This is a genomic window from Rhizobium sp. RCC_161_2 (assembly GCF_041355235.1).
In the GTDB taxonomy this organism is placed as follows: Bacteria; Pseudomonadota; Alphaproteobacteria; order Rhizobiales; family Rhizobiaceae; genus Rhizobium.
Genome location: NZ_JBFUPL010000007.1, coordinates 310,981 through 333,639, shown reverse-complemented (window position 1 = coordinate 333,639; position 22,659 = coordinate 310,981). Strand labels below are relative to the sequence as shown.

The window sequence follows — 22,659 nt, the reverse complement described above, 5'->3', positions numbered from 1 at the left end:
GACTCGGCATCCAAAAGGAAAGGGTTGGACCATGACGAAACTCCATGCACGCTCGGCACTGCTTCGCGATGGCTGGCGAGAAAATGTCCGGATATCCCTGGACGCCGGCCGCGTTAGCGGCATCGAAGTGGGCGTTGCGGCCGAGGCCGGCGACGAGCGGCACGAGGTTCTCGTGCCCGCCATGCCGAACCTGCATAGCCACGCCTTCCAGCGCGCCATGGCCGGTCTTGCCGAGGTCCGAGGTCCTGCGAATGACAGCTTCTGGAGCTGGCGCACCGTCATGTACAAATTCGCGCTGTCGATGACCCCCGATCATGTCGAGGCGGTGGCAGCCCAGCTTTATATGGAAATGCTGGAGGCCGGCTTTTCCCGCGTCGGCGAATTCCACTACCTGCACCACGACAAGGACGGCAGCCCCTATGCCAATATCGCCGAGATGGCGGAACGCATCGGTGCCGCCAGTGCCGAGACTGGCATCGGGCTGACGCTGCTCCCCGTCTTCTACGCCCATTCCGGCTTCGGCGGTGCCGCCCCCATCGACGGCCAGCGCCGCTTCATCAATTCGCTCGACCGCTTCGAGGCGCTGATGGCCGGATGCCGGACGATCGTCGACCAATTGCCTGGAGCCGAACTCGGCCTTGCGCCGCACAGCTTGCGGGCAGCCACGCCGGAAGAGCTGGAAAAGCTCGTGCCGCTCGCTGGTGACGGGCCGATCCATATCCATGTCGCCGAACAGGTGAAAGAGGTCGAGGATTGTCTCGCCTGGTCCGGCGCGCGGCCGGTGCAATGGCTCCTTGATCACGCCCCGGTCGACGAACGCTGGTGCCTGATCCATGCCACCCACATGACCGACGACGAAACCCGGCGGATGGCGAAAAGCGGCGCGATCGCCGGCCTCTGCCCGATCACGGAAGCCAATCTCGGCGACGGCGCCTTTTCCGCGCCGCTGTTCCTGGAGAAAGGCGGGCGCTATGGCATCGGCTCGGATTCCAACATCCTGATCTCCGTTCCGGAGGAGCTGCGGCAGCTCGAATATTCGCAGCGCCTGGCACTCCGGGCCCGCAATGTCGTCGCCACACCCGGCGGATCGACGGCGCGCGCACTGTTCGACCATGCGCTTGCCGGCGGCGGCGTGGCACTGAAGGCGCCGGCCGGGCTCGCCGTGGGTCACTATGCCGATATGGTTTCGCTCAACATCAGCGCCGTGCCCTATCTTTCGGGCGACCAGATCCTCGACCAATGGATGTTTGCCGGCGGCGTCACCGTCGACTGCGTCTGGACGCAGGGCCGCAAGCAGGTCGAAGGCGGCCGCCACGGTAAGCGGAAGGCAATCTCGGCGCGGTTCCGTGCTGCCATGTCTGAACTAATCGGTTGAAAAGAACTTTTCCTGACAGCGATTGACGCCTAGATTGATCAGGCGGCGAATACCCAGGTCTTACGAGGGAATGATCGGCGGCATGACCACAGGCAAAGAGGCGACCCTGCATCAGCGTATCCTTAGCGATATCGAGGGTCGAATCGTCTCCGGCGACTGGCCGCCCGGCTATCGCATTCCCTTCGAGCTGGCGCTGGCGGAGCAATATGACTGTTCGCGCATGACGGTGAACAAGGCGCTGACGCAGCTTGCCCGGGCCGGGTTGATCGAGCGGCGCAAGCGCTCCGGAAGTTTCGTCACCCAACCGCAGGCACAGTCGGCAGTGCTGGAAATCCACGACATCAAGTCGGAAGTCCTGTCGCTGAACCTGTCCTATTCCCACAAGATCGTCAGGCACGCCAAACGCAAGGGGCGCACCGACGATGCGCGGCGGCTGGAGTTTGCCGGCTCAGTATCGGCACTGGAAGTCATTTGCGTTCACTATGCCGGGCGCCGGCCCTTCTGCCTGGAGGATCGCGTCATCAATTTGGATGCGGTTCCCGAAGCCGGCCAGGTCGATTTCGACGCGTTGCCGCCGGGACCATGGCTGCTCAACCAGGTGCCGTGGAGCACGGCCGAACATCAGATCCGCGCCATTGCGGCGGACAGCGAGGCGGCCGCAAGCCTTGATATTGCCAAGGGCACCGCCTGTCTCGTCGTCGAGCGGCGCACCTGGAGCGGTCTCGGCCCGATCACCCACGTTCGCCTTACCTATCCCGGCGACCGTCACTCGCTGGTGGCGCGCTTTGCACCATCGAGCTGAACGTTGCCTCCGGCACCACGGTTACCACCGGGCTCGGTCTGCATCGGAATGAGGCTGTCGGATTGACGAACCGGCTGCGCAGGATTGACCAGTAGGATGCTGAGCGCGATCAGCACCAGCGCCAGAATGAGGGTAAGGCCGATCAAAAATGGGCGAATCGCTGTCATTTTGGTCCTCCAATTTCCCACGCCCGAAATAGTACCGCGGCAGGAAGGGCATTTTGAGGCAATTGGCCTGTTTTGCGACCTAAACTCTCTACGAAACCTTAAAGTTTGAACCATAACACCGGATTTCCGGGATTTCTCAAGGGCTATGCGGCAATGACCGTAACAATCAAAACCACCCTCACCTGGCGAGATATCGCCGATGTCGCAGCCGGCGAAACACTCGTTTTAGGTGATGTCGCCTGGGCTCGGGTCGAGCATGCCAGCCGCATCGTCGAAGCCATCGTCGAACGCGGCGTGCGCGCTTATGGCATCAATACCGGCGTCGGCGCCCTCTCGGATACGGTAGTCGACCGGGCTTCGCAAAGCCGTCTGTCGCGCAACATCATCCTCAGCCACGCCTGCGGTGTCGGCAGTCTGCAGGAGCCGCGCGAGGTGCGCGCCATCATCGCCGCCCAGATCGCCAATTTCGCCCATGGCTATTCCGGCGTAAGGCGGGAGATCGTCGCGCATCTCCTCGCCTTTCTGGAACGGGATTGCGTGCCGGATGTTCCATCGAAAGGATCGGCCGGCTATCTGACGCACAATGCCCACACGGCGCTGGTGCTGATCGGCGAGGGATCGGCCCGGGTCGGCGGTAAATCCATGTCCGGTCGCGAGGCACTGGCGGCGATCGGCCTTGAGCCGCTGGTGCTCGGCGCCAAGGAAGGCCTGAGCCTCGTCAACGGCACGGCCTGCGCCACCGGCCTCTTCAGCGTGGCGCTGGCCCGCGCGCAGCGTCTGCTCGCCTGGGCCGACGCCATCGCGGCACTGACACTGGAGGCCGCCGGCGGACAGATGGCCGCTTTTGACGAGTCCGTGCTGGATCTGCGCCAGTCGCCCGGTATCGCGACCGTCGGCGCATCCCTGCGGGCGCGGCTTCAGGGCAGCGGGCTGATTGCCGCCGCCATCGGCCGGCGCACGCAGGACGCCCTCAGCCTGCGCGCCATCCCGCATGCCCACGGCGCGGCGCGCGACGTCTTCGATTTCGTCGCCGGCGTCGCCGACCGTGAGCTTGCCTCCGTCACCGATAATCCCGCCGTCTCTGGCACGCCGGAAGAGCCCGTCGTCTCTTCGGAAGCACACGCCGTTGCGCCGGCACTCGGGCAGGCCGCCGACAGCCTGGCAATCGCCTTGGCGCAGATGGCCACCATCAGCGAACGCCGCATGGACCGGCTGGTCAATCCGCTCGTGAGCGGCCTGCCGCCATTTCTCGCGAGCGACGCCGGCAGCCATTCCGGCTTCATGATCGCGCAATATACCGCAGCGGCACTCGCCAACGACAACCGCCGGCTTGCCGCTCCCGCCAGCCTCGACGGTGGCTTAACCTCGGGCCTCCAGGAGGATTTCCTCGCGCATCCGACGGCAGCCGCCAACAAGCTGCTCGCCATTCTCGACAATGCCCATCATATCCTCGCCATCGAGCTGATGGCGGCAGTACAGGCACATGACTTCCTTGAAGCGACCGCCAGCCGTGCGCCCGGTACCGAGGCGATCCACAGGCTGGTGCGCTCGCATGTCGCCCATTATCATGACGATCGGCCGCTGAACCGCGATATCGAAGCGGTACGGCAGCTTATCAGCGAGCGCGATCCTCCATCCGCATAAGGCCTTATAGATAGCCTGGCGACAGAACACGGTTCTCTCACACTTGTTTGATTGGCGGGGCTACGGCGCGGTCGATAGGATCGGCCCGTTGCAATCGGGCATGGCCACATGCCAGCAACTTTGCCGGCCGACGTCTGTCGCCATATCGAAAACCCACCGATTCGCTGATGTCTCAAGGAGACTGTCCATGGACCGCAAGCTTCTGACGAAGGGCGTATTGACGCTCGCCGCCGGTGCCATCGCAACGCTCGTAGCACTGCAGGACGCCAACGCCGCTGAGCGCGTCCGCGTGCGCGGCACGATCGAGAGCCTCGAGGGAGACACCCTCAAGATCAAGTCCCGCGAGGGCAAGGATATCGCCGTCACGCTGAAATCCGGCTGGAACGTCGCCGGCGTCGTCAAGGCTTCGGCCACCGACATCAAGCCCGGCGATTTCGTCGGCATCGCCAATGAGCCGACCGCCAGCGGCGTCGCCGGCGCCATCGAAGTCGTCATCTTTCCGGCCGCGATGAAAGGCACCGGCGAGGGCGACCGTCCGTGGGATTCCAAGCCGAACAGCTCGATGACCAATGCCACGGTCGCCAATGCCGTCACATCGGTCAATGGTCCGACGCTGACGCTCACCTACAAGGGCGGCGAGAAGAAGATCAACATTCCGGACGGCACCCCGGTCGTAACGCTGACGTCAGCCACCAAGGGCGACATGAAAGCCGGCGCCGCCGTCTTCATCACCGCCGAAGCATCCGACGACGGCAAAGTCACCGCCGACCGCATCGCCGTCGGCCTCAACGGCACCGTTCCGCCGATGTGACATCATAGACGATACGCCCCTTCCTTGCCCGCAGGGCTCAGGGCGTTCGTCACTGCAATCGACCCGCCGGGCCGATTGCTTCGGCTGCACCGAATCGTCCCTCACCCCTCGACAACCTCGAACCGGCCTGGATGCGAAGCCCCGAGTTCCGCCCAGTCGAGTTCCTCCTCAAGAACATGAAACACGTCGTCATCGATGACGCCGAGGCGGCGCATGGCGGCGAGTTTGCTGCGTTTGGCCTGGATCACCTGCCGTTTAAGAGCGTCGACTTCGCCGGCCTCGCGTGGATTTAGCCCCTGGGTGGCCAACTCCCGGTCGCCGCGATAAAGGCCGCGCAACGTCGCGGCAGCCTTGCTGTCTTGCATCGGCTCCAGCTCCTCCAGTGCGGCATCGATCAGCGCCAGACGGGCGCTGTCGATATCGTTTTTCATCGAATCGTCGCGCTCAAGCTTCAAGAGACGGATCAATGGCCCGAGTGTCAGACCCTGCACGATCAGCGTGCCGAGCACCACGGTCAGCGCGCTGAAAACGATGAGATCGCGCGAAGGGAAGCCCTCGGGCAGGGCGAGCGCCGTCGCCAGCGTCACCAGACCGCGCATGCCGCACCAGGAGCCGACCAGGCTCATCGAGAGCGTCGGCGCCGAGGCTTTGTAAATGCCGGCAGCGTGGAGATAGTAGATCACTCGGTTTGAAAGCAGCAGCCAGACGATGCGGACAAGCACGACGGTGAGACAGACGAGGACGGCAAAGCTGATCGCGAAGCCGACATCCCGCTGATAGAGCTGCAGGACGGTGGTGCGCGCCTGCATGCCCATCAGCAGGAAGGCAAGCACGTTGAGCATGAAAATGGCCGCCTCCCAGATGGAATAGGACCGTATCCGGTTGCGCGCCGATATCCGATCCGGCATGTCGCGCGCGATCACCATGGCAAAAGCGACCATGGTCAGAACCGCGGAGAGATGCAGCCGCTCGGCAATCACCCAGACCCCGAAGGTGGCGACGAATTCGAACAGCGAGCCACCCAGCGTGCCGGCAAGGCGCGGCCCGATCCGCATGTAGACGTAACCCAGCAGGATACCGAGAACGACGCCGCCGGGCGCGGCAAGGGCCAGTTGCGGAGCGAGTTCGACGGCTGAAACCGTGCCGGAAGCGGTAGCGACGGCAGCGCCGAAGATCAATAGCGCCACGGCATCATTGAGCAGGCTTTCGCCCTTCAGCACGGTGAACGCGCGACGCGGCAGATTGAAACGGCCAAGCATGGCGGTGGCGGCCGCCGCATCCGGCGGCGCGACGATGGCACCGAGCGCGATGGCGGCTGCGACCGGTAGGCCGGCATAGGCGACACCGACCCAGGCAACCGCAGCGGCCGTCAGAACAACCGCGATTCCCGCAAGCGAGATCAGCGGTATCCAGTTCTGCTTCAGCGCCCGGGGTGGCAGGTCGTAGGCGGCATCGAACAGGGCAGGCGCGATGAACAGCGCCAGCGCCAATGCCGGATCGATGGAGATGCCGGGCGCCCAGGGCAGCATGGCGACCAGCACACCGGCGATCGCCAGCATGGTCGGATAGGGAATTCCGAGCCGCCGCGACGGTTGCAGCGCGATCACCGCCACCAGCATCAGCGTCAGCATGCTCTCGAAAAAAGCCATGAAACAGGATCCCGCGTTTCCATCATCATGGCGGGAAAATTCTGTTGAGCAAGAGGTCGGGCGGATGAGGCCTTATCGATCGAGCCCTTGGCCAGCATAGCAAAATGGCGCCCGAAGGCGCCATTTTCAAAGTCAGCGCTGGAAAGGGTTAGCCCCTACTCCGCCGCCTGCGCGTGCGGCCGGTGGCCGATCTCATCGTCCTTGTCGTCCTCGTCCGGCTTCGGCTGTTTCCAGGCGATCAGGCGGTAGAACATCGGGATGAAGAAGGTGGCGAGGAAGGTCGCCGCCAGCATGCCGCCGATGACGCCGGTGCCGATGGCGTGGCGGCTGGCGGAGCCTGCGCCAGTGCTGATCGCCAGCGGCACGACGCCGAGGATAAAGGCAAGCGAGGTCATGACGATCGGGCGGAAGCGCAGGCGCGCGGCTTCCAATGCAGCCTCGGCGGCACTCATGCCGTCCTTGCGTTTCATCACGGCGAATTCGACGATCAGGATCGCGTTCTTCGCCGCCAGACCGATGAGCGTCACCATGCCGATCTGGAAGTAGACGTCGTTGGTGAGTCCGCGCAGATAGGTGGCAAGCAGCGCACCGAACAACGCGAAGGGGATCGCGGTGAGGACGGCGAGCGGCAGGCTCCACTTCTCGTATTGCGCGGCGAGGATGAGGAACACCATGATGATGCCGAAGATCATCGCCTGCGTGCCCGCGCCGCCGGTCTCCAGCTCCTGATAGGCCGAGCCTGTCCAGGCGATCTGGAAGCCTTCCGGCAGGGTCTCAGTCGCCACCTGCTGCATGGCCTTGATCGCGTCGCCCGAGGTATAGCCGGGCGCCGGATTGCCGGTGACCTTGGCGGCGTTGAAGGCGTTGTAGCGTTCGAGCTGGTCCGGCCCGATGGTACGCGTCACCTTGATCAGCGTATCGAGCGGGATCATCTTGCCACTGTCGGACCGCACGAAGACCTGGCGCAGATCGTCGGGCGATTCGCGGAACGGCGCTTCCGACTGCAGGTTGACCTGATAGTTGCGGCCGTAAAGCGTGAAGTCGTTGACATAGAGGCTGCCGAAGGTCGCCTGCATGGCATCGAAGACGGAGTTGATCGGCACGCCGAGCGCCTTGGCCTTCTCACGGTCGAGATCGGCGCGGAACTGCGGCACGTTGGTATCGAGCGTGGTGCGCACACCCGCCAACTCCGGCCGCTTGGAGGCAGCCGCCACGAGCTTCTGTGCTTCCTCCGAAAGTCCGGCAACACCCTTGCCGGAGCGGTCCTGCACATAGACCTCGAATCCGCCCGTCGTCGAAAGGCCCTGGATCGGTGGCGGGTTGAAGGCAAGCACCATGGCATCCTTGATGCCCATGTTGGCGCCGATCAGGGGGCCAGCCATGTTGCGGGCGTCGAGTTCGGGCGTCTTGCGCTCGCTCCAGTCCTTCAGCGTCACGAAGGCGACGCCGGCACTGCTCTTCAGACCACCCGAGAGCAGATCGAAGCCGGCAACGGCGAAGACGTTTTCGACGCCGGGGAGCTTCTCGGTATTGACCAGCGCCTGATCCATCACCGCCTGCGTGCGCGTCAGCGAGGCCGCCGGCGGCAGGATGGCGATCTGGAACAGCGAGCCCTGGTCTTCGTCCGGCACCAGTGATCCCGGCAGCGTATAAAAGAGATAACCGGTCGCTCCGAGCATACCGGCAACCAGCACGCAGCCGAGCACCATGCGCTTCAGGAAGAAGGCGACGCCGGCCGTATAGCCCCGCGTCAACCGGTCGAAAGCGCGGTTGAAGATACGGAAGGGCAGCACCGGCTCGTGATGGCCGGGCTTCAGGATCAGCGCGCAGAGCGCCGGTGTCAGCGTCAGCGCCACGATACCCGAGATGGTGACCGAAATCGCGATGGTGACGGCGAACTGCTTGTACATCTGGCCGGCAAGTCCGCCCATGAACGAGACCGGGATGAACACCGCGCAGAGCACCAGCACGATGGCGATGACCGGGCCGGTCACCTCGCCCATCGCCTTGATCGCCGCCTGCTTCGGCGACAGTTTCTCCGTCGTCATCAGGCGCTCGACATTTTCGAGCACGACGATGGCGTCATCCACCACGATACCGATCGCCAGCACCAAGCCGAACAGCGTCAGAAGGTTGATCGAGAAGCCGAGCACATACATGCCGGCGAAGGTGCCGATGATCGAGATCGGCACGGCGATGACCGGGATTAGCGTCGCGCGCCAATTCTGCAGGAAGAGAAAGACGACGATGATGACGAGAAGGATCGCCTCGATGAAGGTCTTGACCACCTCCTCGATCGACACCTGGATGAACTTGGTCGTATCATAGGGAATCTGGTATGCGACGCCCTGCGGGAAGGATTTCTGTAGCTCGTCCAGGCGCCCCTTGAGCGCCGCCATTGTGTTCAGCGCATTGGCGCCGGGCTGGAGATAGACGGCGATCGGGATCGCCGGCGTGCCGTTGAGACTGCTCTGGACCGAATAGCTCTTGGTGCCGAGCTCGATGCGCGCCACGTCCTTCAGCCTCAGCGTCGCGGCATTGGCATCCGAACGCAGGATGATGTCGCCAAAGGCATCGATATCGGCCAGACGCCCCTGCGTCGTCACCGTGTAGGTAAAGGGCTGGGCGGTATTGCTCGGCTGGTCGCCGAACCGGCCGGCGGCAAATTGCGAATTCTGCTCCTGGATGGCGGCCGAGACATCGCTCGGCGTCAGATTGTACTGCGCCAGCTTGTCCGGCCGCAGCCAGATGCGCATGGAATAATCGATGTCGCCGAGCAGGTTGACATCGCCGACGCCGGGAATGCGCTTGAGATCGTCGATGACGTTGAGCAGCGCGTAGTTGCCGACGAAGGCGCGATCGTAGCGGCTGTCGGTCGAATACATCGCCACGAAGCCGAGGATCGAGGTCGAGCGCTTGGTGACGACGACGCCAAGGCGGGTCACGTCCTGCGGCAGGGTGGTGACGGCGCGCTGCACGCGGTTGTTGACGTTGATCGCCGCCTGGTCCGGATCGGTGCCGAGCGCGAAAGTGACCGTGATCTGCATCGCGCCGCTATTGGAGTTCGACGACTGCATGTAGAGCATGTTTTCGACGCCGTTGATCTGCTGCTCCAACGGAGCGGCAACGGTCTGGGCGACGGTCTCGGCGCTGGCGCCAGGATAGGTGGCGGTGACGACCACCTGCGGCGGCGTCAGCTCCGGATATTGCGCGATCGGCAGGATGCGGATGCAGACGGCGCCCGCAAGCAGGATGACGATCGAGATCACCGCCGCGAAAACGGGGCGATCGATGAAGAATCTATTTCCCAACATCAGTTCTGCACTACCTTGTTCGCGTCGCTGGGCGCGGCGGCTGCCGCCGCCTGTACGGGCGCGCCGGGACGCACCTTGATGATGCCTTCGACGATCAGCCTGTCGCCGGCATGAAGGCCCGACAGGACAAGCCAGTTGCCGCCGACCTTCTGGCCGAGCGTCACCGGATTGACATGCGCCTTGCCGTCCTTGTCGATCGTGTAGACGAACTGCCCCTGCGGGCTCTGCATCAGCGCCACTTCCGGAACTGTGATGGCATTGTCGAGCGAGACGCCGGTAACGGTGGCACGCACGAACTGGCCAGGCAGCAGCCGGCGAGCGGGATTGTCCACAACGGCGCGAGCCTGCAACGTGCCGGTCGAAGCATCGATGGTGGAGGAGGTGAAGTCGACGACGCCGTCATGGTCATAGGTCGTGCCGTCGCCGAAGGAGATCTTCACGCCGAGGTTCGGCGCTTCGCCCTTCGCCTTCTTGAGATCGATCAGCCGGCGCACTTCGGCGGCCTGCGTGTCCGAGAAGGAGAAATTGACATAGACCGGGTCGAGCTGGGTGATACTGGTAAGCAGGCCCGTGTCGCCCGTCGTGCCGATCAGGCTGCCTTCGGAGACCTGCTCCAGGGTGGTGATGCCGCCGACCGGCGCCGTGACCTTGGTATAGTCCAGATTGAGTTGTGCCGTCTGCACCTGCGCCCTGGCCTGCGCGACCGAGGCTTCGGCCAGCTGGCGCGTCGAAATCGCGTCGTCGCGGGCCTTCTGCGTGGAGGCGTTCTGGTCGAAGAGGCTGATGTTGCGCTTTTCCTCGCGCTGCGCCTGCGTCAATTGCGCCTCGGCCTGCTGCAACTGTGCCTGGGCCTGAGCAAGCGTCGCCTCATAGGACGAGGGATCGATCAGGAACAACACGTCGCCGGCCTTGACCTCGGCGCCCTCGACAAAGTTTCTTTTCAACAGGATACCGCCGACACGGGCCCGGACATCGACTTGCCTATAGGCGGAGATGCGCGCAGCATATTCGTAGGTGAGCTGCACGGTCTCGGGCTTGACGTCGACCACAGTCACCTGCGGCGGCGGCATCTGCCCTGCCTGCTGGGCAAAGGAGGAATACGCGCCGAGAAAGAGGACACCGGCTGCGAGAAAGCTGCCGCGCAAAAAGGAGCGGGAATGCGCCGTCATAAAAAATCACCACGAGTTTTGACATTTTTATTGCGTCGCAGCATACAAACATACATGAATGATTGTAAATATCAAATCGACGTGACCAATGGCATGAGGTCCGGGACGGCGCTCAAGTTCCCGAACAATATCATGTGAAATCAAACGCATGAGGCGAGATGAAATAAATTCTCACGCCTCCGGCAAAAGTGGAAAGATCGAATGCGCAGGACCAAGGAAGATGCAGCCAAGACCAGGGAGGAGGTTCTGGCGGCCGCCGCCGAGGTTTTCTTCGAAAACGGCGTCAGCGGCTCCAGCCTCGACAAGATCGCCAGGCGCGCCGGCGTGACGCGCGGCGCGATCTACTGGCATTTCAAGGACAAGGCCGAAGTGCTGACGGCGCTGCACAGCGAAATCCGCCTGCCGCAGGAGGAACTCGTCGATCATGCCATCGAGCATGGCCACGACGATCCCTTGAGCCTGATCGAGCAGGCGTCGATCGAGGTTGTGCATATCCTGGCGAACGACGAGCAGCAGCAGCGCATCTTCGCCATCATGATTCTTGGCTGCGAGTTCACCGAAGACCCTTCCGAGACTGCCCAGCGCATCATTACCGCCAATGCCGAAATGTACGAGAAACTGCAGAAGCTGATCGATATGGCCGACCGGCAGGGCAAGCTCGCGCCTGGCTGGACCGTCGACACCGCCGCCCGCGCCTTCCAATGCTGCATGAATGGCCTCTTTGCCGAATGGCTCCGCTCGGGAAAATCGTTTCCGGTGATCGACGTCGGCGAGAGGCTAGTGCGCAGCGTGATCGGGTCGATACGGCAAAGGGCCGACTGAGCCCAGTTCGGGCAACCGGCTCGCGATAATTCCCGCGTTAGAGCTGGGCTTCGATAGCGGCCTTGTCGACAACCGACCACACCTGCCAAATCTTCTCGCTGCGAAATTCATAGAATACGTTTTCGGTAAACGAGACTCTCTTTCCGTTGACAGGCAGACCAAGGAACGTTTCCTTCGGCCTGCAGTCGAATTCCAGCCGGCTCGCTATATGAGGCGGATCGGAAATCAGCAGCTGAATGGTGAAATGGAGGTCCGGGATTTCGGAAAAGTCCCGCTCCAGCATCTCCCGATAGCCGGAGATCCCGACACGTCGACCATTGTGAGAGACGTCATAATCAAGGAACCGTCCAAGTTCCGGCCAGTTCTGGGCATTCAGACAGGCAATGTAGCCCCGGTAGACATCGGAGAGATCGGTTTTAGCCATGGCGATTGCTCCTATGCTGCTACGATAGGGTAGCACGAGAGCGCGGGATTGGTGAAACGGCGCTCACCCCCTGCTGGCTCGTATGCCGCGCCGCCTCCGCCAGCGAAATGTCCGACTTGATCTCCCGTGTCGACATCGACGTCACGGTATGGCGCACGCCGGGCAGCCGGTTCAACTCCTGGCGCAGCAGCCGGTCGAGGGCCGCCATGTCGGTTGCCAGAATATGCAGAAGATAATCGGCTTCGCCTGTCGTCGCATGACAGCGCGTGATCAGCGGATGGCTGCGCACGGCCGCCTCAAAGGCGTCGAAGCGCTCGACATCGATCGATACCTGCACGAAGGCTTCGAGGCCGAAGCCGAGTTGCGCCGGATCGAGCAGCGTCCGGTAGCCCCTGATCACCCCGGCGTCCTCAAGCGCCTTCACTCGTTTCCAGCACGGCGTCTTGCTGAGGCCGACCAGATCGGCAAGAGCTGCAAAGGATATGCGGGCATCGGCCTCAAGCGCCGAGACGATCTTGTGGTCGAGTGCGTCCAGATCCATCGTTCTCTCCCTGATCTACAGAAGCATCATTTGTACTCCTGATCGTCGATTTTGAATGATAAATAGGAACAATGTTCAAGCAAAAACTTCGTATCCTTCAGGAAGGCAAACATGCTTTGCGGCCGAAGGCCGGGATAAAGGGAACGAGGATGCGGAAAGAAGACTATTACGCGCGCATCGAAGCGCCAGACATGCGCGACTACGGCGTCTACCTGCAATGCGACAAGCTGCTCGCCTGTCAAAAGCCGCTAAGCGGCATGGTCAACGGCGACGAATTGCAGTTCCAGATCGTCCATCAGGTGGAGGAGCTGTGGATGAAGCTTATCGCCTATACGCTGGTCGACGTGATCGCTTTCATCGAGGAACACAATACCCATCGCGTCTTGACGCTGATGGGCCGCGTGCATCGCCTGATGCGGATGATGACGGCACAGCTCGACCTGCTCGAAACCATGTCGCCCAGGGAATATCAGCAGGTCCGCCTGCAGCTCGGGAATGGCAGCGGCCAGGAATCACCCGGTTTCAAGTTCCTGCTGCATATGCCGCCGGACATCTGGCGGGCCTTCAAGGCCCATTATCTCGACGCACCCGGGCTGACCATCGAGGATATCTATGACGGGAAATACGATCACGGCGACAGCTATGTCGTGGCGGAAGCGCTGGTGGAGTTCGACGAGCTTTTCCAGAAATTCCGCGCCAACCACATCTACCTGATCCAGCGCTCGATCGGGCTCGGCTCGAAATCCCTGAAAGGCCGGCCGGTCGATCTCTTGCAGGCCGGCGCCCGTCATCGCTTCTTCCCTGAGCTTTGGGATATCCGCGCCGACATGACCGACCGCTGGGGCAGCCAATACGGCGTGGTGCGGGAGTCCATCTCCAAGCACGACACCGCCGAATAGGGCTTCAACCGCCGTGCTGCATCGCGCGGCGGAAGGCCTCCAGCGTCTCGGCGCTGACATGATGCTCGATGCCTTCGGCATCGATCCGCGCCGTTTCGGCGCTGACGCCAAGCCAGCGCAGGAAGGCTTCGACCGTCTGATGGCGGGCGCGGATGTCCTGGGCAATCCGGTTGCCTGCATCCGTCAGGAAAACCCCGCGATAGGGTCGCCGCGACACCAGCCCGTCTTCGCAGAGCCGCGCCAGCATCTTGGCGACGGTCGGCTGCGACACGCCGAGTCTTGCCGCGATATCCACCTGCCGCGCCTCGTTGCCATCATCGATGAGATCGGCGATCAGCTCGACATAATCCTCCACGAGAGCGCCACGCGTGGCCTCCCTCGTATGCCGGAAACCCTCCGAATGCGTCTCCGCATCCAGCAATGGTTCGTCTCGTTGGATCGGCGGTCTTCTCGTCGGCAATAGGTTAGCTCCTCGCGAGTTCCGGTAAACTCGCTTTCATCTTTATAGCACCGGCTTCAATCTTGAAAGTGGCGGCATAACGGGGCCCTGCGGACCGCTCGATGCATGTATCCGCTTCGCTCGAATTTCGTGCGCCCAGTTACCCGCTCGCCGCGTTTGCCGCAACCACCGCGTCGATTTCGCCGATTCCAGCAGTGGAGAAGTTCTCGCCCCCAATGTCGAGACGACGGTCGCCGCAACCCGATACCGCCAGCACTTGCATTGAACTGTGGGGCGACATCGCCATTACAATGCCGAATCTATGAAATATAGCCTATTGCATAATGTTGATATCCAGCATATTTCTTTAGACAGATCACAGCTCAATCCCCCGGAGCCCTCCCGTATGTCGCAGAGTCAAGAAACTGCCGCGCCCCGCGCATGGAAATTCGCCAGCCCGGATGAGGACGCGCGTCCAAGTCTTCCGGAAGTCAACGGCACGGTTCATGTCCCGCATACCGGCACCTGGATCCGGCGGCTGCTCGCCTTCATGGGGCCGGGCTACATGGTTTCGGTCGGCTATATGGATCCGGGCAACTGGGCGACCGATCTCGCCGGCGGCGCGCAATTCGGCTACACGCTACTTTCGGTCATCATGCTGTCGAACCTGATGGCGATCCTTTTGCAGGCGCTCTCCGCCCGTCTCGGCATCGCCACCGGCCGCGATCTGGCGCAGGCCTGTCGCGATCATTACCCGAGGCCGGTCAATCTGGCCCTGTGGTTTGCCTGCGAACTCGCTATCATTGCCTGCGACCTCGCCGAGGTCATCGGCACGGCGATCGCGCTGCAACTGCTCTTCGGCATTCCGCTGATCGGCGGCGCGCTGATCACCGCGCTCGACGCCTTCCTGCTGTTGCTTTTGATGAACAAGGGCTTCCGCTTCCTCGAAGCCTTCGTCATCGCGCTGCTGATCGTCATCTCCGTCTGTTTCGCCGTCCAGATCGCCGCCGCCGCACCGCCGATCGCCGCCATCCTGCACGGCTTCATTCCTTCGCCTGAGATCGTTACCAATCACGAGATGCTCTACATCGCCATGGGCATCATCGGCGCCACCGTCATGCCGCATAATCTCTATCTGCACTCCTCGATCGTGCAGACCCGCGCCTACAAGCGCGATGACGAAGGCCGTCGCGATGCCATCAAATGGGCAACCACCGACAGCACCATCGCCTTGATGCTGGCGCTTTTCGTCAATGCCGCCATTCTGGTTGTCGCCGCCGCCGCCTTCCATGACAGTGGACATGCCGATGTCGCCGAAATCGGTCAGGCCTATGAGCTCCTGTCGCCGCTGCTCGGCCTCGGCATCGCCTCGACCCTGTTTGCCGTGGCCCTGCTCGCCTCCGGCCTCAATTCCACCGTGACGGCGACGCTTGCCGGCCAGATCGTGATGGAGGGGTTCCTTCGCCTGCGTATTCCACACTGGGCAAGGCGGCTTTTGACCCGCGGTCTTGCAATTATTCCGGTTGTATTCGTAACCGCATTTTATGGTGAAAAAGGTACTGCGGATTTGCTGGTATTAAGCCAGGTCGTGCTCTCCATGCAGTTGCCCTTCGCGGTCATCCCGCTGGTTCAATTCGTCACGGATCCCAAGAAAATGGGCAAATTCGTCGTGCCCCGGAGCGTTGCCATCCTTTCCTGGCTCGTCGCCGCGATCATCCTGGTGCTGAACTTCAAGCTGCTGTACGACACCATCTTTGGTTGACGAATCGCCCGGAAAGCGCGAATCTACCCCTGTGGACGATCACGGCAATTAACAGACTCGTAATATTTGCCTAGATTTCGCCATGATTTGCCCTAGTTTGGGCCCACCGCAGTCTGCAGGGTTCCTCACTTCATGGCCGAAAGTCCATTGCGCGTCCAATTTCCTGCAGAGGCTGCGATTCAGGCGCAGCCTCATCATGAATTTCATATTCCCTTTCTGCCGCGCTCTGCCCATCTTCGCCATCTGATCGTCATCGGCCTTGCCGGAACGGCGTCCTTCGGCCTTCTCGCCACCGTTCTCTATCCGCTGCTCGCCCGCCACACGATCGAGCAGGCCGTGCCGATGCGAACAGCCCAGCTCGTCCGCTCGCAGCCGGCAATGCCCAAAGCCAACCGGCTTGCCACGAAACAGCGTTTCGACGGCGCCCGCTTTGCGCAGGTGGCGGAAAAGACCTCGAGCGGCGAAACCCGCATCTTCACCTATCATCGCACGACGCTGGTCTTCAAAGCCGAGGACACCGAGCCTTCCGACGGCAATGCCACGACGATCAACGCTGCCTATGGCGATGATATGCGCGCCGAGACCGCCCTGTTCTCGCCGCCGGCGCTCACCGAAATCCGCCACGGCATCTATCCGCAGACCACTCATTACGACTCGGCCCGGCGCTCGCGCTTCCCGGTCCGGGGCGTGCCCTTGAATGTCAGCGTGTCGAGAGCGACCGCTGGTGAATCCGGCCGCGAGTTCAAGAGGCTGGTTTCCATGCCCAAGGACCGGCAGGACCTGCAGGATATCCTCGCCTCCGCCGGTCTCGACGCGGACGCTGGCGACGAGCTGCAGCGGGCGCTGGAAACCGATGCGGTTTCGCCCGGCGACAGCCTCGAACTGCTTCTGGAGAAAAAGACCGCCGACGCGCGGCCAAAGCTGATCATGGCGCGCCTTAGCGGCGGCAAGAACCCGGAGCGCATCGTCGCCCGCGACGATGCCGACGGCTTCGTGCCGATGACCGACGATCGACTGTTTTCCACGCTCTATAGCGAAAGCCAGGCCGACGCACCGTCCTCTTCGGAAGTCGCCGCCGTCGATCTCAAGGGCATCGACGATGACAATGAATCGACAATCGACGCCAAGCTGGAAAAGGCCGGCCTTTCCGAGGCAAGTGCCGCCCAGCTGATGAAGCTCGCCAGGGCCAACGGTATTTCGCTGACTGGCGGCGACAACGCGCCCGACAGCGTCGACCTTTTGTCCCGCAAGGCGGATAATGGCAAAAGCGAGCTGATGTTCATCGAATTCCATACCGATGGCGACACGCATCGCTATTATCTGCACAAGGAAAACGGCGAAGGCCCATCGGAATTCTACGACGAGGGCGGCCATTCCGTCGCCAAGGTGCTGAACCATCGCCCCGTCCCCAACGGTAAGCTCGGCGACGGTTTCGCCTGGCGCATTCATCCTATTCTGGGCGTCAAGAAGTTCCACAACGGCGTCGATTTCCGCGCGCCGATGGGCAGCCCGATCATGGCGGGCGGCGACGGCGTCGTCGAAAAGATTTCCTGGGAAACGGGCTACGGCAAATATGTCCGCATTCGCCACGACGGCGGCTACGAGACCACCTATGCCCATATTTCCGCAACGCCATCTGGACTGCGTGTCGGTGAACGCGTGACACAGGGCCAGGTCATCGCCTATGTCGGTTCCACCGGCTATTCGACCGGCCCGCATCTCTACTACGAACTGCGCGTCAACGGCCGCTACGAAAACCCGCTGACCACCCAGCTCCCGGCCGGCACCAATCTCACCGGCAAGTCGCTCGACAATCTGCGCTCGCAGGTCAGCCACGTCGACAACATCATGAGCTACCTCGACGTCCCCGCCGAACGCGATCCTCCGCCACCCCCATCCTTCTTCGGCTTCGGGCGAGGCCCGGGACCAGGTCCCGGCGGCAACTTCGGCAGCCCTTAACAGCGATCATTTGCTGGAAAATTGCTGGCAAATAGGCTATCTACTGACTATCTGACTAGGTAGAAGCCATGAGTAAGCAAAGCAGACAGTTGCCAAAGAGCGACAAGACCGCCGTTCACCAGGGCGGTCGATGGAGCCTTGAGACCGCCAAGGCGCGGTTTAGCGAGGTCGTCCGCCATGCCCGCGACGATGGTCCGCAGCGGGTAAGCGTGCGCGGGCGTGAAGCTGTCGTCATCATAAGTGTCGAGGACTACGACCGCTTGATGCCAGCCAGGCCCAAATTGCCTCTTGTTGAATTCATGGAAAGCCTCAGCCTTTCAGAGCTGAATGTGGAACGCGAGAGCGACACCGGCAGGGATGTCGAACTTTGATCGGCTGGCTACTCGATACGAACGTTGTTTCGTCTCTGCTTAATCGAAATGGCGCCCCCTCCGTCAAAGATTGGGCTCGCTCTCAGCCGGAGGATAGCCTGTTCATCAGCATCCTGACGATCGCCGAATACGATAAAGGCATCTACAATCTGACGGATGACCATCCGGATCGCTCTCGTCATCTGGCATCCCGCGATGCCTTGCTGGAGCGTTTCGCCGACCGAATTCTGCCGGTCAGCGATCCGGTTATTCGCCGGTGGGGCATGATTTCCGGGACGATCAAGCGCCAGACGAAGCATTTTCCGTCTGTGATCGACACGATGCTGGCCGCCACCGCCATGGAATTCGACCTCTTTTTCACCACGCGCAACATTGCCGATGTAAACCACACAGGCGCGGCACTTTTCAATCCGTGGAGCGACGATCCGTCGAACTTCCCCATAGCCAAGGGGAAGCGATTATAAAAAAGTCGCAGGCCACCGCACCGTCATGCGCGGGGATCCCCGAAGGGATGATCAGGCGCAGAACATCGTACGCGCCCGACCATCCCCTGGCCCCTCCAACCTACAGAAGCTTCTCCAGGGTGATCGGCAGTTCGCGGATGCGCTTGCCGGTCGCGTGGAAGACTGCGTTGGCAATGGCCGGCGCGACGCCGACGATCGCCAGCTCGCCGACCGCCTTGCCGCCGAGCACGGAGGCGTGGGGGTCGGGAATGCCGACATTGATCACCTCGATATCGGGGATATCGGCATTGGTCGGCACGAGGTAATCGCCGAGATTGTTATTGATGACGCGCGCGTAGCGCTCATCGACAATGCCCTCCTCGAGCAGCGCCTGACCGATGCCCATGATGATGCCGCCCTTCCACTGGCTTTCGGCGAGCTTCGGATTGTAGAGCCTTCCGGAATCGAGCGCCGAGACAACGCGCGAGACGCGGACCGTGCCGAAATCCTCGTCCACTCGCACTTCGATGAAATGCGCGCACCAGCTATGCAGCGAATACTCGCCCTCCGTCGGCGACCGCATGGTCGCGATGGTCGAGAAGTTGCGATAGATATCCGCCTTGCTTTGCTTGTCGTCCGGCAAGGTGTTGCGCAGTACCTCGATCTTGTCGCGGCCGATCTGCTGCAACAGGTCGGCAATGGCGATGCCGTCGCCGCCATCGCGCGGCGGCAGGATGCGGCCTTCGGAGACAGTCAACGTATTGGCCTGAAGATCGCGAAGCGGCGAGTTGGGATCGTTGATCGCAAGGCCCACCAGCTCGTCGCGGGCGGCAATCGCCGCCTTGTAGACGGCACCGGTCATCAGATTGGCGAGTTGCGAACCGCCGGCGACAGGCGCGCGCGGCAGCGCGGAATCGCCGAGCTTGACGCGGATCTGCTCGATCGGAATGCCGAGCGTTTCCGCCGCGGTCTGCGCCAGGATCGTGTAGGTCCCCTGCCCCATGTCGATGCCGCTGCTCGCCACCTCCGCCGATCCGTCGGCGAGGATCCGCACAAGCGCCTCGCCCGGCGTGCGGCGCACCGGATAGGTGCCGGCGCCCACGCCCCAGCCGATCAACTGCTTGCCGTCACGCATCGAGCGCGGCGCATGCGAGCGCTTCGCCCAGCCGAACGCCTTTGCGCCAGCCTCGAAAGCCTCGCGCAATTGCCGCGTCGACCAGGGCTTGTCCGCCTCCTGATCTCGCTCGGCATAGTTCAGCAGCCGGATTTCCAACGGATCCATGCCGAGTTCATGGGCAAGCTCGTCCATGGCGCTTTCGATACCGAAGGCGCTCGGGTTTTCGCCGGGAGCGCGCAGGGCACCGGGCTTGACCGTATTCACCCGTACGATGTTCTGCCGCGACGAGAGATTGGGCGTCGCATACATGATCGCGGTGACCACACCCAACGGCTCGACCGCCACATCGCCCATCGACGTCTCGTTGGCGCCGGTCTGGACGATGGAGGTGAGCTTGCCGTCCTTCGTGGCGCCAAGCGCAATCGTCTGGCGCGTGCCGGGACGTCCCCCGAAAGACGTGAAAGTCTGCGGCCGGGTAATGACCAGCTTGACCGGACGGCCAAGCAGTTTCGCCGCCATGACGCCGACTGCGCCATGCGGCAGGGCGAGCGCCTTGGAGCCGAAGCCGCCGCCGATATAGGGCGAGATCATCCGCACATTCTCGAAGGGCAAGCCGAACCATTCGGCATAGGTGCGCGCCATGCCGTCGATCCATTGGCTGGCCTCCCAAAGGGTCAGCCTGTCGCCGTCCCACTTGGCGATCAGCCCGTGCGGCTCGATCGGCACGTTATATTCGCGCGGCGTCCTGTATTCCGCCTCGATCCTGACGGGCGCGGCGGCAAGAGCTGTCGCGGCATCGCCCCATTCCTTGGTCATCGCGTCGAGCGGAAAACCCTCGCCACCCTTCGGATCCTCAAGGCTATAGACGGCCGGAGTTTCCTCATAGGTCACCTTCACCAGCGCCGCTGCTGCCGTCGCCTGCTCGAAGGTTTCAGCAACCACAATGGCAACATGCTGGCCGCTATAGGTGATATCATTGGTCAGCGCTCGGTACGGGCCTTCGGGACCGGGCGTATCGAGCCAAGTGGTCGGCGAGTTCAGATCCGGCATGGTGTCCGGCGTCAGAACGAGCAGCACGCCCAGCGCCTTTTCCGCCGCCGAGATATCCATACCGACGATACGGCCGGCGGCGATCGTGCTCTGCACCATCACCGCATGGGCGAGCCCCTCAAGATCGCGCTCAACGGCATAATCGGCCTCGCCCTTGATCTTTGCGGTGCCGTCAAGACGCGACAGACGTCCGCCGAGGGCGCCGTCGGCCGCGCCGTGCTTTCTGGTTTCCATGATGGTCATGCAATCTCTCCCATCGTCAGGATGGCGCGCTCAACGACACGCGGCGCGAGCTCGATCTTGTAACGGTTGGCGCCATGATAGACGGCACCTTCGACGGCAAGCAGGCTGGCGCGCTTGATCGTATCCGCCTCCAGCACCTTGCCCCTCAAAGCAGCCTCGACGGCGCGGGCGCGCCACGGCTTGGTCGCCACGCCGCCAAGCGCCACCCTGATATCGCGGATCGTCCGGCCATCCGCCTCCAGCTCAAGGCCAACAGCGGCACTCGCCGCCGCAAACTCATAGGACTGGCGGTCGCGGACCTTGAGATAGGTCGAGCGACGCGCAGCGGGGGATGCCGGAATTGTCACCGCGATGATCATTTCGCCGGGCGAAATCGCATGCTCCCGCTCGGGGGTCGTGCCCGGCAGAAGGAAGAAGTCGTCAACGGCGATCCGACGGTCACCGAGATGCACGACGGCGTCGAAGGCCACCAGGGCGACAGCAAGATCGCCGGGATTGGTGGCGATGCAGGCGTCGCTCGTGCCGAGAACCGCATGATTGCGCGTCACACCGCCAATGGCGGAACAGCCGGAGCCGGGCGCGCGCTTGTTGCAGGCGGCAAAGGTAGCGGGATCGCGGAAATAGGGACAGCGCGTGCGCTGCATCAGATTGCCGCCGATTGTTGCCATGTTGCGGATCTGCGCCGAAGCGGCGAGTGACAATGCCTCTGATACGGCCGGGAACTGCGCCTTGATATTGGCGTCGTCGGCAACACGGCTCATCTTCGCCAGCGCACCAATGGTAACGCCTTGATCGTCAAAGGCGATAGCATCAAGGCCGGAGAGGTGGGTGATATCCACCACCGTCCGAGGCTCAGCAATACCGCATTTGGCAAGGTCGAGCAGCGTGGTGCCGCCGGCGAGCAATGCAGCGGCGGGAGAAACGCTAGCCTGCCGGGCCTCATCGATGGAGCCGGCGCGGAGATAGGAAAACTCTTTCATCGGGCTGCCTCCGCGGCTTCGCGCACGGCGGCGACGATATGCGGATAGGCGCCGCACCGACAGAGATTACCGGCCATATATTCGCGGATTTCACTATCGGAGCCGGCATGGCCCTCGCGGATGCAGGCAACCGCCGACATGATCTGCCCCGGCGTGCAATAGCCACACTGGAAGGCGTCATGTTCAAGGAAGGCGGCCTGAACGGGATGCAGATCGCCGTTTTCAGCCGCCAAGCCCTCGATCGTCGTCACCTTTCGGCCTTCGGCCTGGGCGGCCAGCGTCAGGCAGGAAAGCACGCGCTCGCCATCGACATGGACGGTGCAGGCACCGCACTGGCCCTGGTCGCAGCCTTTCTTGGTGCCGGTCAGACAGAGATGCTCGCGAAGGGCATCGAGAAGCGTCACGCGCGGATCCAGCGAAAGCTCGTGCTCGCGCCCATTGATATCGAGATGGACGGTGGTCATCAGGTCACTCCCTGTTCGGGTCTTCATCTTGCAATTGGCAGTCGTTGGCATTGATCGGTCATGGCATCCGCTCTTGACGTCAGCCAGGCCAGCTCCAGATCATCAGACTACGCACTTTGGCCGGCGCGTGCGGCTTGCGGTAAAACGCCTCGGGTGCAGCCGCGCTTTCATCGTCCCAGATCCTCTCATCGGACGGCAATGGCGTCTTGGCCCT

General features: G+C 62.5%; 20 protein-coding genes. 10 read left to right on the top strand and 10 right to left on the bottom strand.

The features are described from left to right. Positions 1-31: 31 nt before the first annotated feature. Positions 32-1,375 carry a formimidoylglutamate deiminase gene (locus AB6803_RS19920; RefSeq protein ID WP_371110497.1) on the top strand — a complete coding sequence of 448 codons (1,344 nt, stop codon included), beginning with the start codon at positions 32-34 and terminating at the stop codon, positions 1,373-1,375. Positions 1,376-1,457: 82 nt separating this feature from the next. Beyond that, positions 1,458-2,177: a histidine utilization repressor gene (gene hutC, locus AB6803_RS19915; protein ID WP_371110496.1), complete on the top strand. Its 720-nt coding sequence runs from the start codon at positions 1,458-1,460 to the stop codon at positions 2,175-2,177. Here hutC and AB6803_RS19910 read toward each other — a convergent pair. Then, positions 2,141-2,344 carry a hypothetical protein gene (locus tag AB6803_RS19910; protein ID WP_371110495.1) on the bottom strand — a complete coding sequence of 68 codons (204 nt, stop codon included), beginning with the start codon at positions 2,342-2,344 and terminating at the stop codon, positions 2,141-2,143. The genes hutC and AB6803_RS19910 overlap by 37 nt on opposite strands. Before the next feature lie 153 nt (positions 2,345-2,497). Here AB6803_RS19910 and hutH point away from each other — a divergent pair, with 153 nt between their 5' ends. Together hutH and AB6803_RS19900 are read left to right on the top strand one after the other, a co-directional pair. After that, positions 2,498-3,988 carry a histidine ammonia-lyase gene (gene hutH / locus AB6803_RS19905; RefSeq protein WP_371110494.1) on the top strand — a complete coding sequence of 497 codons (1,491 nt, stop codon included), beginning with the start codon at positions 2,498-2,500 and terminating at the stop codon, positions 3,986-3,988. 187 nt (positions 3,989-4,175) lie between these two features. Beyond that, the gene (locus AB6803_RS19900; RefSeq protein ID WP_371110493.1) at positions 4,176-4,799 is read left to right on the top strand and encodes a hypothetical protein; all 624 of its coding nucleotides are present in this window, start codon (positions 4,176-4,178) and stop codon (positions 4,797-4,799) included. Between the two features lie 101 nt (positions 4,800-4,900). Here the strand turns inward: AB6803_RS19900 and AB6803_RS19895 are convergent, their stop codons facing one another. The 3 genes from AB6803_RS19895 to AB6803_RS19885 all read right to left on the bottom strand — a co-directional run bounded on the left by AB6803_RS19895 (position 4,901) and on the right by AB6803_RS19885 (position 10,931). Next, positions 4,901-6,448 (bottom strand): cation:proton antiporter, encoded by a 1,548-nt coding sequence (locus AB6803_RS19895; RefSeq protein ID WP_371110492.1) that lies wholly within the window; start codon positions 6,446-6,448, stop codon positions 4,901-4,903. Positions 6,449-6,603: 155 nt separating this feature from the next. After that, a complete protein-coding gene (locus AB6803_RS19890; RefSeq protein ID WP_371110491.1) occupies positions 6,604-9,762 on the bottom strand; it encodes an efflux RND transporter permease subunit in 3,159 nt (1,052 codons plus the stop codon). After that, on the bottom strand, positions 9,762-10,931 hold the full coding sequence (locus tag AB6803_RS19885; RefSeq protein ID WP_371110490.1) for an efflux RND transporter periplasmic adaptor subunit: 1,170 nt from the start codon (positions 10,929-10,931) through the stop codon (positions 9,762-9,764). The genes AB6803_RS19890 and AB6803_RS19885 overlap by 1 nt, the downstream gene beginning before the upstream one ends. A 201-nt stretch (positions 10,932-11,132) precedes the next feature. On the opposite strand from AB6803_RS19885, the gene AB6803_RS19880 reads away from it, so the two are divergent. Next, a complete protein-coding gene (locus AB6803_RS19880) occupies positions 11,133-11,753 on the top strand; it encodes a TetR family transcriptional regulator (RefSeq protein ID WP_371110489.1) in 621 nt (206 codons plus the stop codon). Positions 11,754-11,790: 37 nt separating this feature from the next. On the opposite strand, the gene AB6803_RS19875 is transcribed toward AB6803_RS19880, so the two are convergent. Both AB6803_RS19875 and AB6803_RS19870 read right to left on the bottom strand, forming a co-directional pair. Beyond that, positions 11,791-12,177, bottom strand: coding sequence for an ester cyclase (locus tag AB6803_RS19875; RefSeq protein ID WP_371110488.1), 387 nt, complete (start codon positions 12,175-12,177; stop codon positions 11,791-11,793). Between the two features lie 19 nt (positions 12,178-12,196). Beyond that, on the bottom strand, positions 12,197-12,718 hold the full coding sequence (locus tag AB6803_RS19870; protein WP_371110487.1) for an Lrp/AsnC family transcriptional regulator: 522 nt from the start codon (positions 12,716-12,718) through the stop codon (positions 12,197-12,199). A 149-nt stretch (positions 12,719-12,867) separates the two neighbouring features. On the opposite strand from AB6803_RS19870, the gene AB6803_RS19865 reads away from it, so the two are divergent. Continuing rightward, the gene (locus AB6803_RS19865) at positions 12,868-13,617 is read left to right on the top strand and encodes a tryptophan 2,3-dioxygenase family protein (RefSeq protein WP_371110486.1); all 750 of its coding nucleotides are present in this window, start codon (positions 12,868-12,870) and stop codon (positions 13,615-13,617) included. 4 nt (positions 13,618-13,621) lie between these two features. On the opposite strand, the gene mntR is transcribed toward AB6803_RS19865, so the two are convergent. Next, entirely contained in the window at positions 13,622-14,077 is a 456-nt protein-coding gene (mntR, locus tag AB6803_RS19860; protein WP_012652813.1) for a manganese-binding transcriptional regulator MntR, read from the bottom strand. 385 nt (positions 14,078-14,462) lie between these two features. Here mntR and AB6803_RS19855 point away from each other — a divergent pair, with 385 nt between their 5' ends. The 4 genes from AB6803_RS19855 to AB6803_RS19840 all read left to right on the top strand — a co-directional run bounded on the left by AB6803_RS19855 (position 14,463) and on the right by AB6803_RS19840 (position 18,612). Then, positions 14,463-15,818 carry an Nramp family divalent metal transporter gene (locus AB6803_RS19855; RefSeq protein WP_371110485.1) on the top strand — a complete coding sequence of 452 codons (1,356 nt, stop codon included), beginning with the start codon at positions 14,463-14,465 and terminating at the stop codon, positions 15,816-15,818. Positions 15,819-15,950: 132 nt separating this feature from the next. Beyond that, a complete protein-coding gene (locus AB6803_RS19850) occupies positions 15,951-17,777 on the top strand; it encodes a M23 family metallopeptidase (protein ID WP_371110484.1) in 1,827 nt (608 codons plus the stop codon). Positions 17,778-17,845: 68 nt separating this feature from the next. Then, the gene (locus AB6803_RS19845) at positions 17,846-18,148 is read left to right on the top strand and encodes a type II toxin-antitoxin system Phd/YefM family antitoxin (protein WP_371110483.1); all 303 of its coding nucleotides are present in this window, start codon (positions 17,846-17,848) and stop codon (positions 18,146-18,148) included. After that, a complete protein-coding gene (locus AB6803_RS19840; protein ID WP_371110482.1) occupies positions 18,145-18,612 on the top strand; it encodes a type II toxin-antitoxin system VapC family toxin in 468 nt (155 codons plus the stop codon). Before AB6803_RS19845 ends, AB6803_RS19840 begins: the two co-directional genes overlap by 4 nt. Positions 18,613-18,712: 100 nt before the next feature. Here AB6803_RS19840 and AB6803_RS19835 read toward each other — a convergent pair whose 3' ends face one another. From AB6803_RS19835 to AB6803_RS19825, 3 genes are read right to left on the bottom strand one after another with little or no spacing between them, the layout of a single operon-like run. Further along, entirely contained in the window at positions 18,713-21,001 is a 2,289-nt protein-coding gene (locus AB6803_RS19835; protein ID WP_371110481.1) for a xanthine dehydrogenase family protein molybdopterin-binding subunit, read from the bottom strand. Next, the gene (locus tag AB6803_RS19830; RefSeq protein WP_371110480.1) at positions 20,998-21,981 is read right to left on the bottom strand and encodes a xanthine dehydrogenase family protein subunit M; all 984 of its coding nucleotides are present in this window, start codon (positions 21,979-21,981) and stop codon (positions 20,998-21,000) included. Before AB6803_RS19830 ends, AB6803_RS19835 begins: the two co-directional genes overlap by 4 nt. Continuing rightward, a complete protein-coding gene (locus AB6803_RS19825; protein ID WP_371110479.1) occupies positions 21,978-22,445 on the bottom strand; it encodes a (2Fe-2S)-binding protein in 468 nt (155 codons plus the stop codon). The genes AB6803_RS19830 and AB6803_RS19825 overlap by 4 nt, the downstream gene beginning before the upstream one ends. Positions 22,446-22,659: the final 214 nt, after the last annotated feature.

What these genes read in the sequence shown, in the direction of transcription:
- AB6803_RS19900 (WP_371110493.1), top strand. Translation starts at nt 4,176, where the DNA reads ATGGACCGCAAGCTTCTGACGAAGGGCGTATTGACGCTCGCCGCCGGT.
- AB6803_RS19880 (WP_371110489.1), top strand. Translation starts at nt 11,133, where the DNA reads ATGCGCAGGACCAAGGAAGATGCAGCCAAGACCAGGGAGGAGGTTCTG.
- AB6803_RS19910 (WP_371110495.1), bottom strand. Translation starts at nt 2,344, where the DNA reads ATGACAGCGATTCGCCCATTTTTGATCGGCCTTACCCTCATTCTGGCG.
- AB6803_RS19870 (WP_371110487.1), bottom strand. Translation starts at nt 12,718, where the DNA reads ATGGATCTGGACGCACTCGACCACAAGATCGTCTCGGCGCTTGAGGCC.
- AB6803_RS19885 (WP_371110490.1), bottom strand. Translation starts at nt 10,931, where the DNA reads ATGACGGCGCATTCCCGCTCCTTTTTGCGCGGCAGCTTTCTCGCAGCC.
- AB6803_RS19825 (WP_371110479.1), bottom strand. Translation starts at nt 22,445, where the DNA reads ATGACCACCGTCCATCTCGATATCAATGGGCGCGAGCACGAGCTTTCG.
- AB6803_RS19845 (WP_371110483.1), top strand. Translation starts at nt 17,846, where the DNA reads ATGAGTAAGCAAAGCAGACAGTTGCCAAAGAGCGACAAGACCGCCGTT.
- AB6803_RS19920 (WP_371110497.1), top strand. Translation starts at nt 32, where the DNA reads ATGACGAAACTCCATGCACGCTCGGCACTGCTTCGCGATGGCTGGCGA.
- hutH (WP_371110494.1), top strand. Translation starts at nt 2,498, where the DNA reads ATGACCGTAACAATCAAAACCACCCTCACCTGGCGAGATATCGCCGAT.
- AB6803_RS19895 (WP_371110492.1), bottom strand. Translation starts at nt 6,448, where the DNA reads ATGGCTTTTTTCGAGAGCATGCTGACGCTGATGCTGGTGGCGGTGATC.
- AB6803_RS19855 (WP_371110485.1), top strand. Translation starts at nt 14,463, where the DNA reads ATGTCGCAGAGTCAAGAAACTGCCGCGCCCCGCGCATGGAAATTCGCC.
- AB6803_RS19830 (WP_371110480.1), bottom strand. Translation starts at nt 21,981, where the DNA reads ATGAAAGAGTTTTCCTATCTCCGCGCCGGCTCCATCGATGAGGCCCGG.
- AB6803_RS19835 (WP_371110481.1), bottom strand. Translation starts at nt 21,001, where the DNA reads ATGACCATCATGGAAACCAGAAAGCACGGCGCGGCCGACGGCGCCCTC.
- AB6803_RS19875 (WP_371110488.1), bottom strand. Translation starts at nt 12,177, where the DNA reads ATGGCTAAAACCGATCTCTCCGATGTCTACCGGGGCTACATTGCCTGT.
- AB6803_RS19865 (WP_371110486.1), top strand. Translation starts at nt 12,868, where the DNA reads ATGCGGAAAGAAGACTATTACGCGCGCATCGAAGCGCCAGACATGCGC.
- AB6803_RS19890 (WP_371110491.1), bottom strand. Translation starts at nt 9,762, where the DNA reads ATGTTGGGAAATAGATTCTTCATCGATCGCCCCGTTTTCGCGGCGGTG.
- hutC (WP_371110496.1), top strand. Translation starts at nt 1,458, where the DNA reads ATGACCACAGGCAAAGAGGCGACCCTGCATCAGCGTATCCTTAGCGAT.
- AB6803_RS19850 (WP_371110484.1), top strand. Translation starts at nt 15,951, where the DNA reads ATGGCCGAAAGTCCATTGCGCGTCCAATTTCCTGCAGAGGCTGCGATT.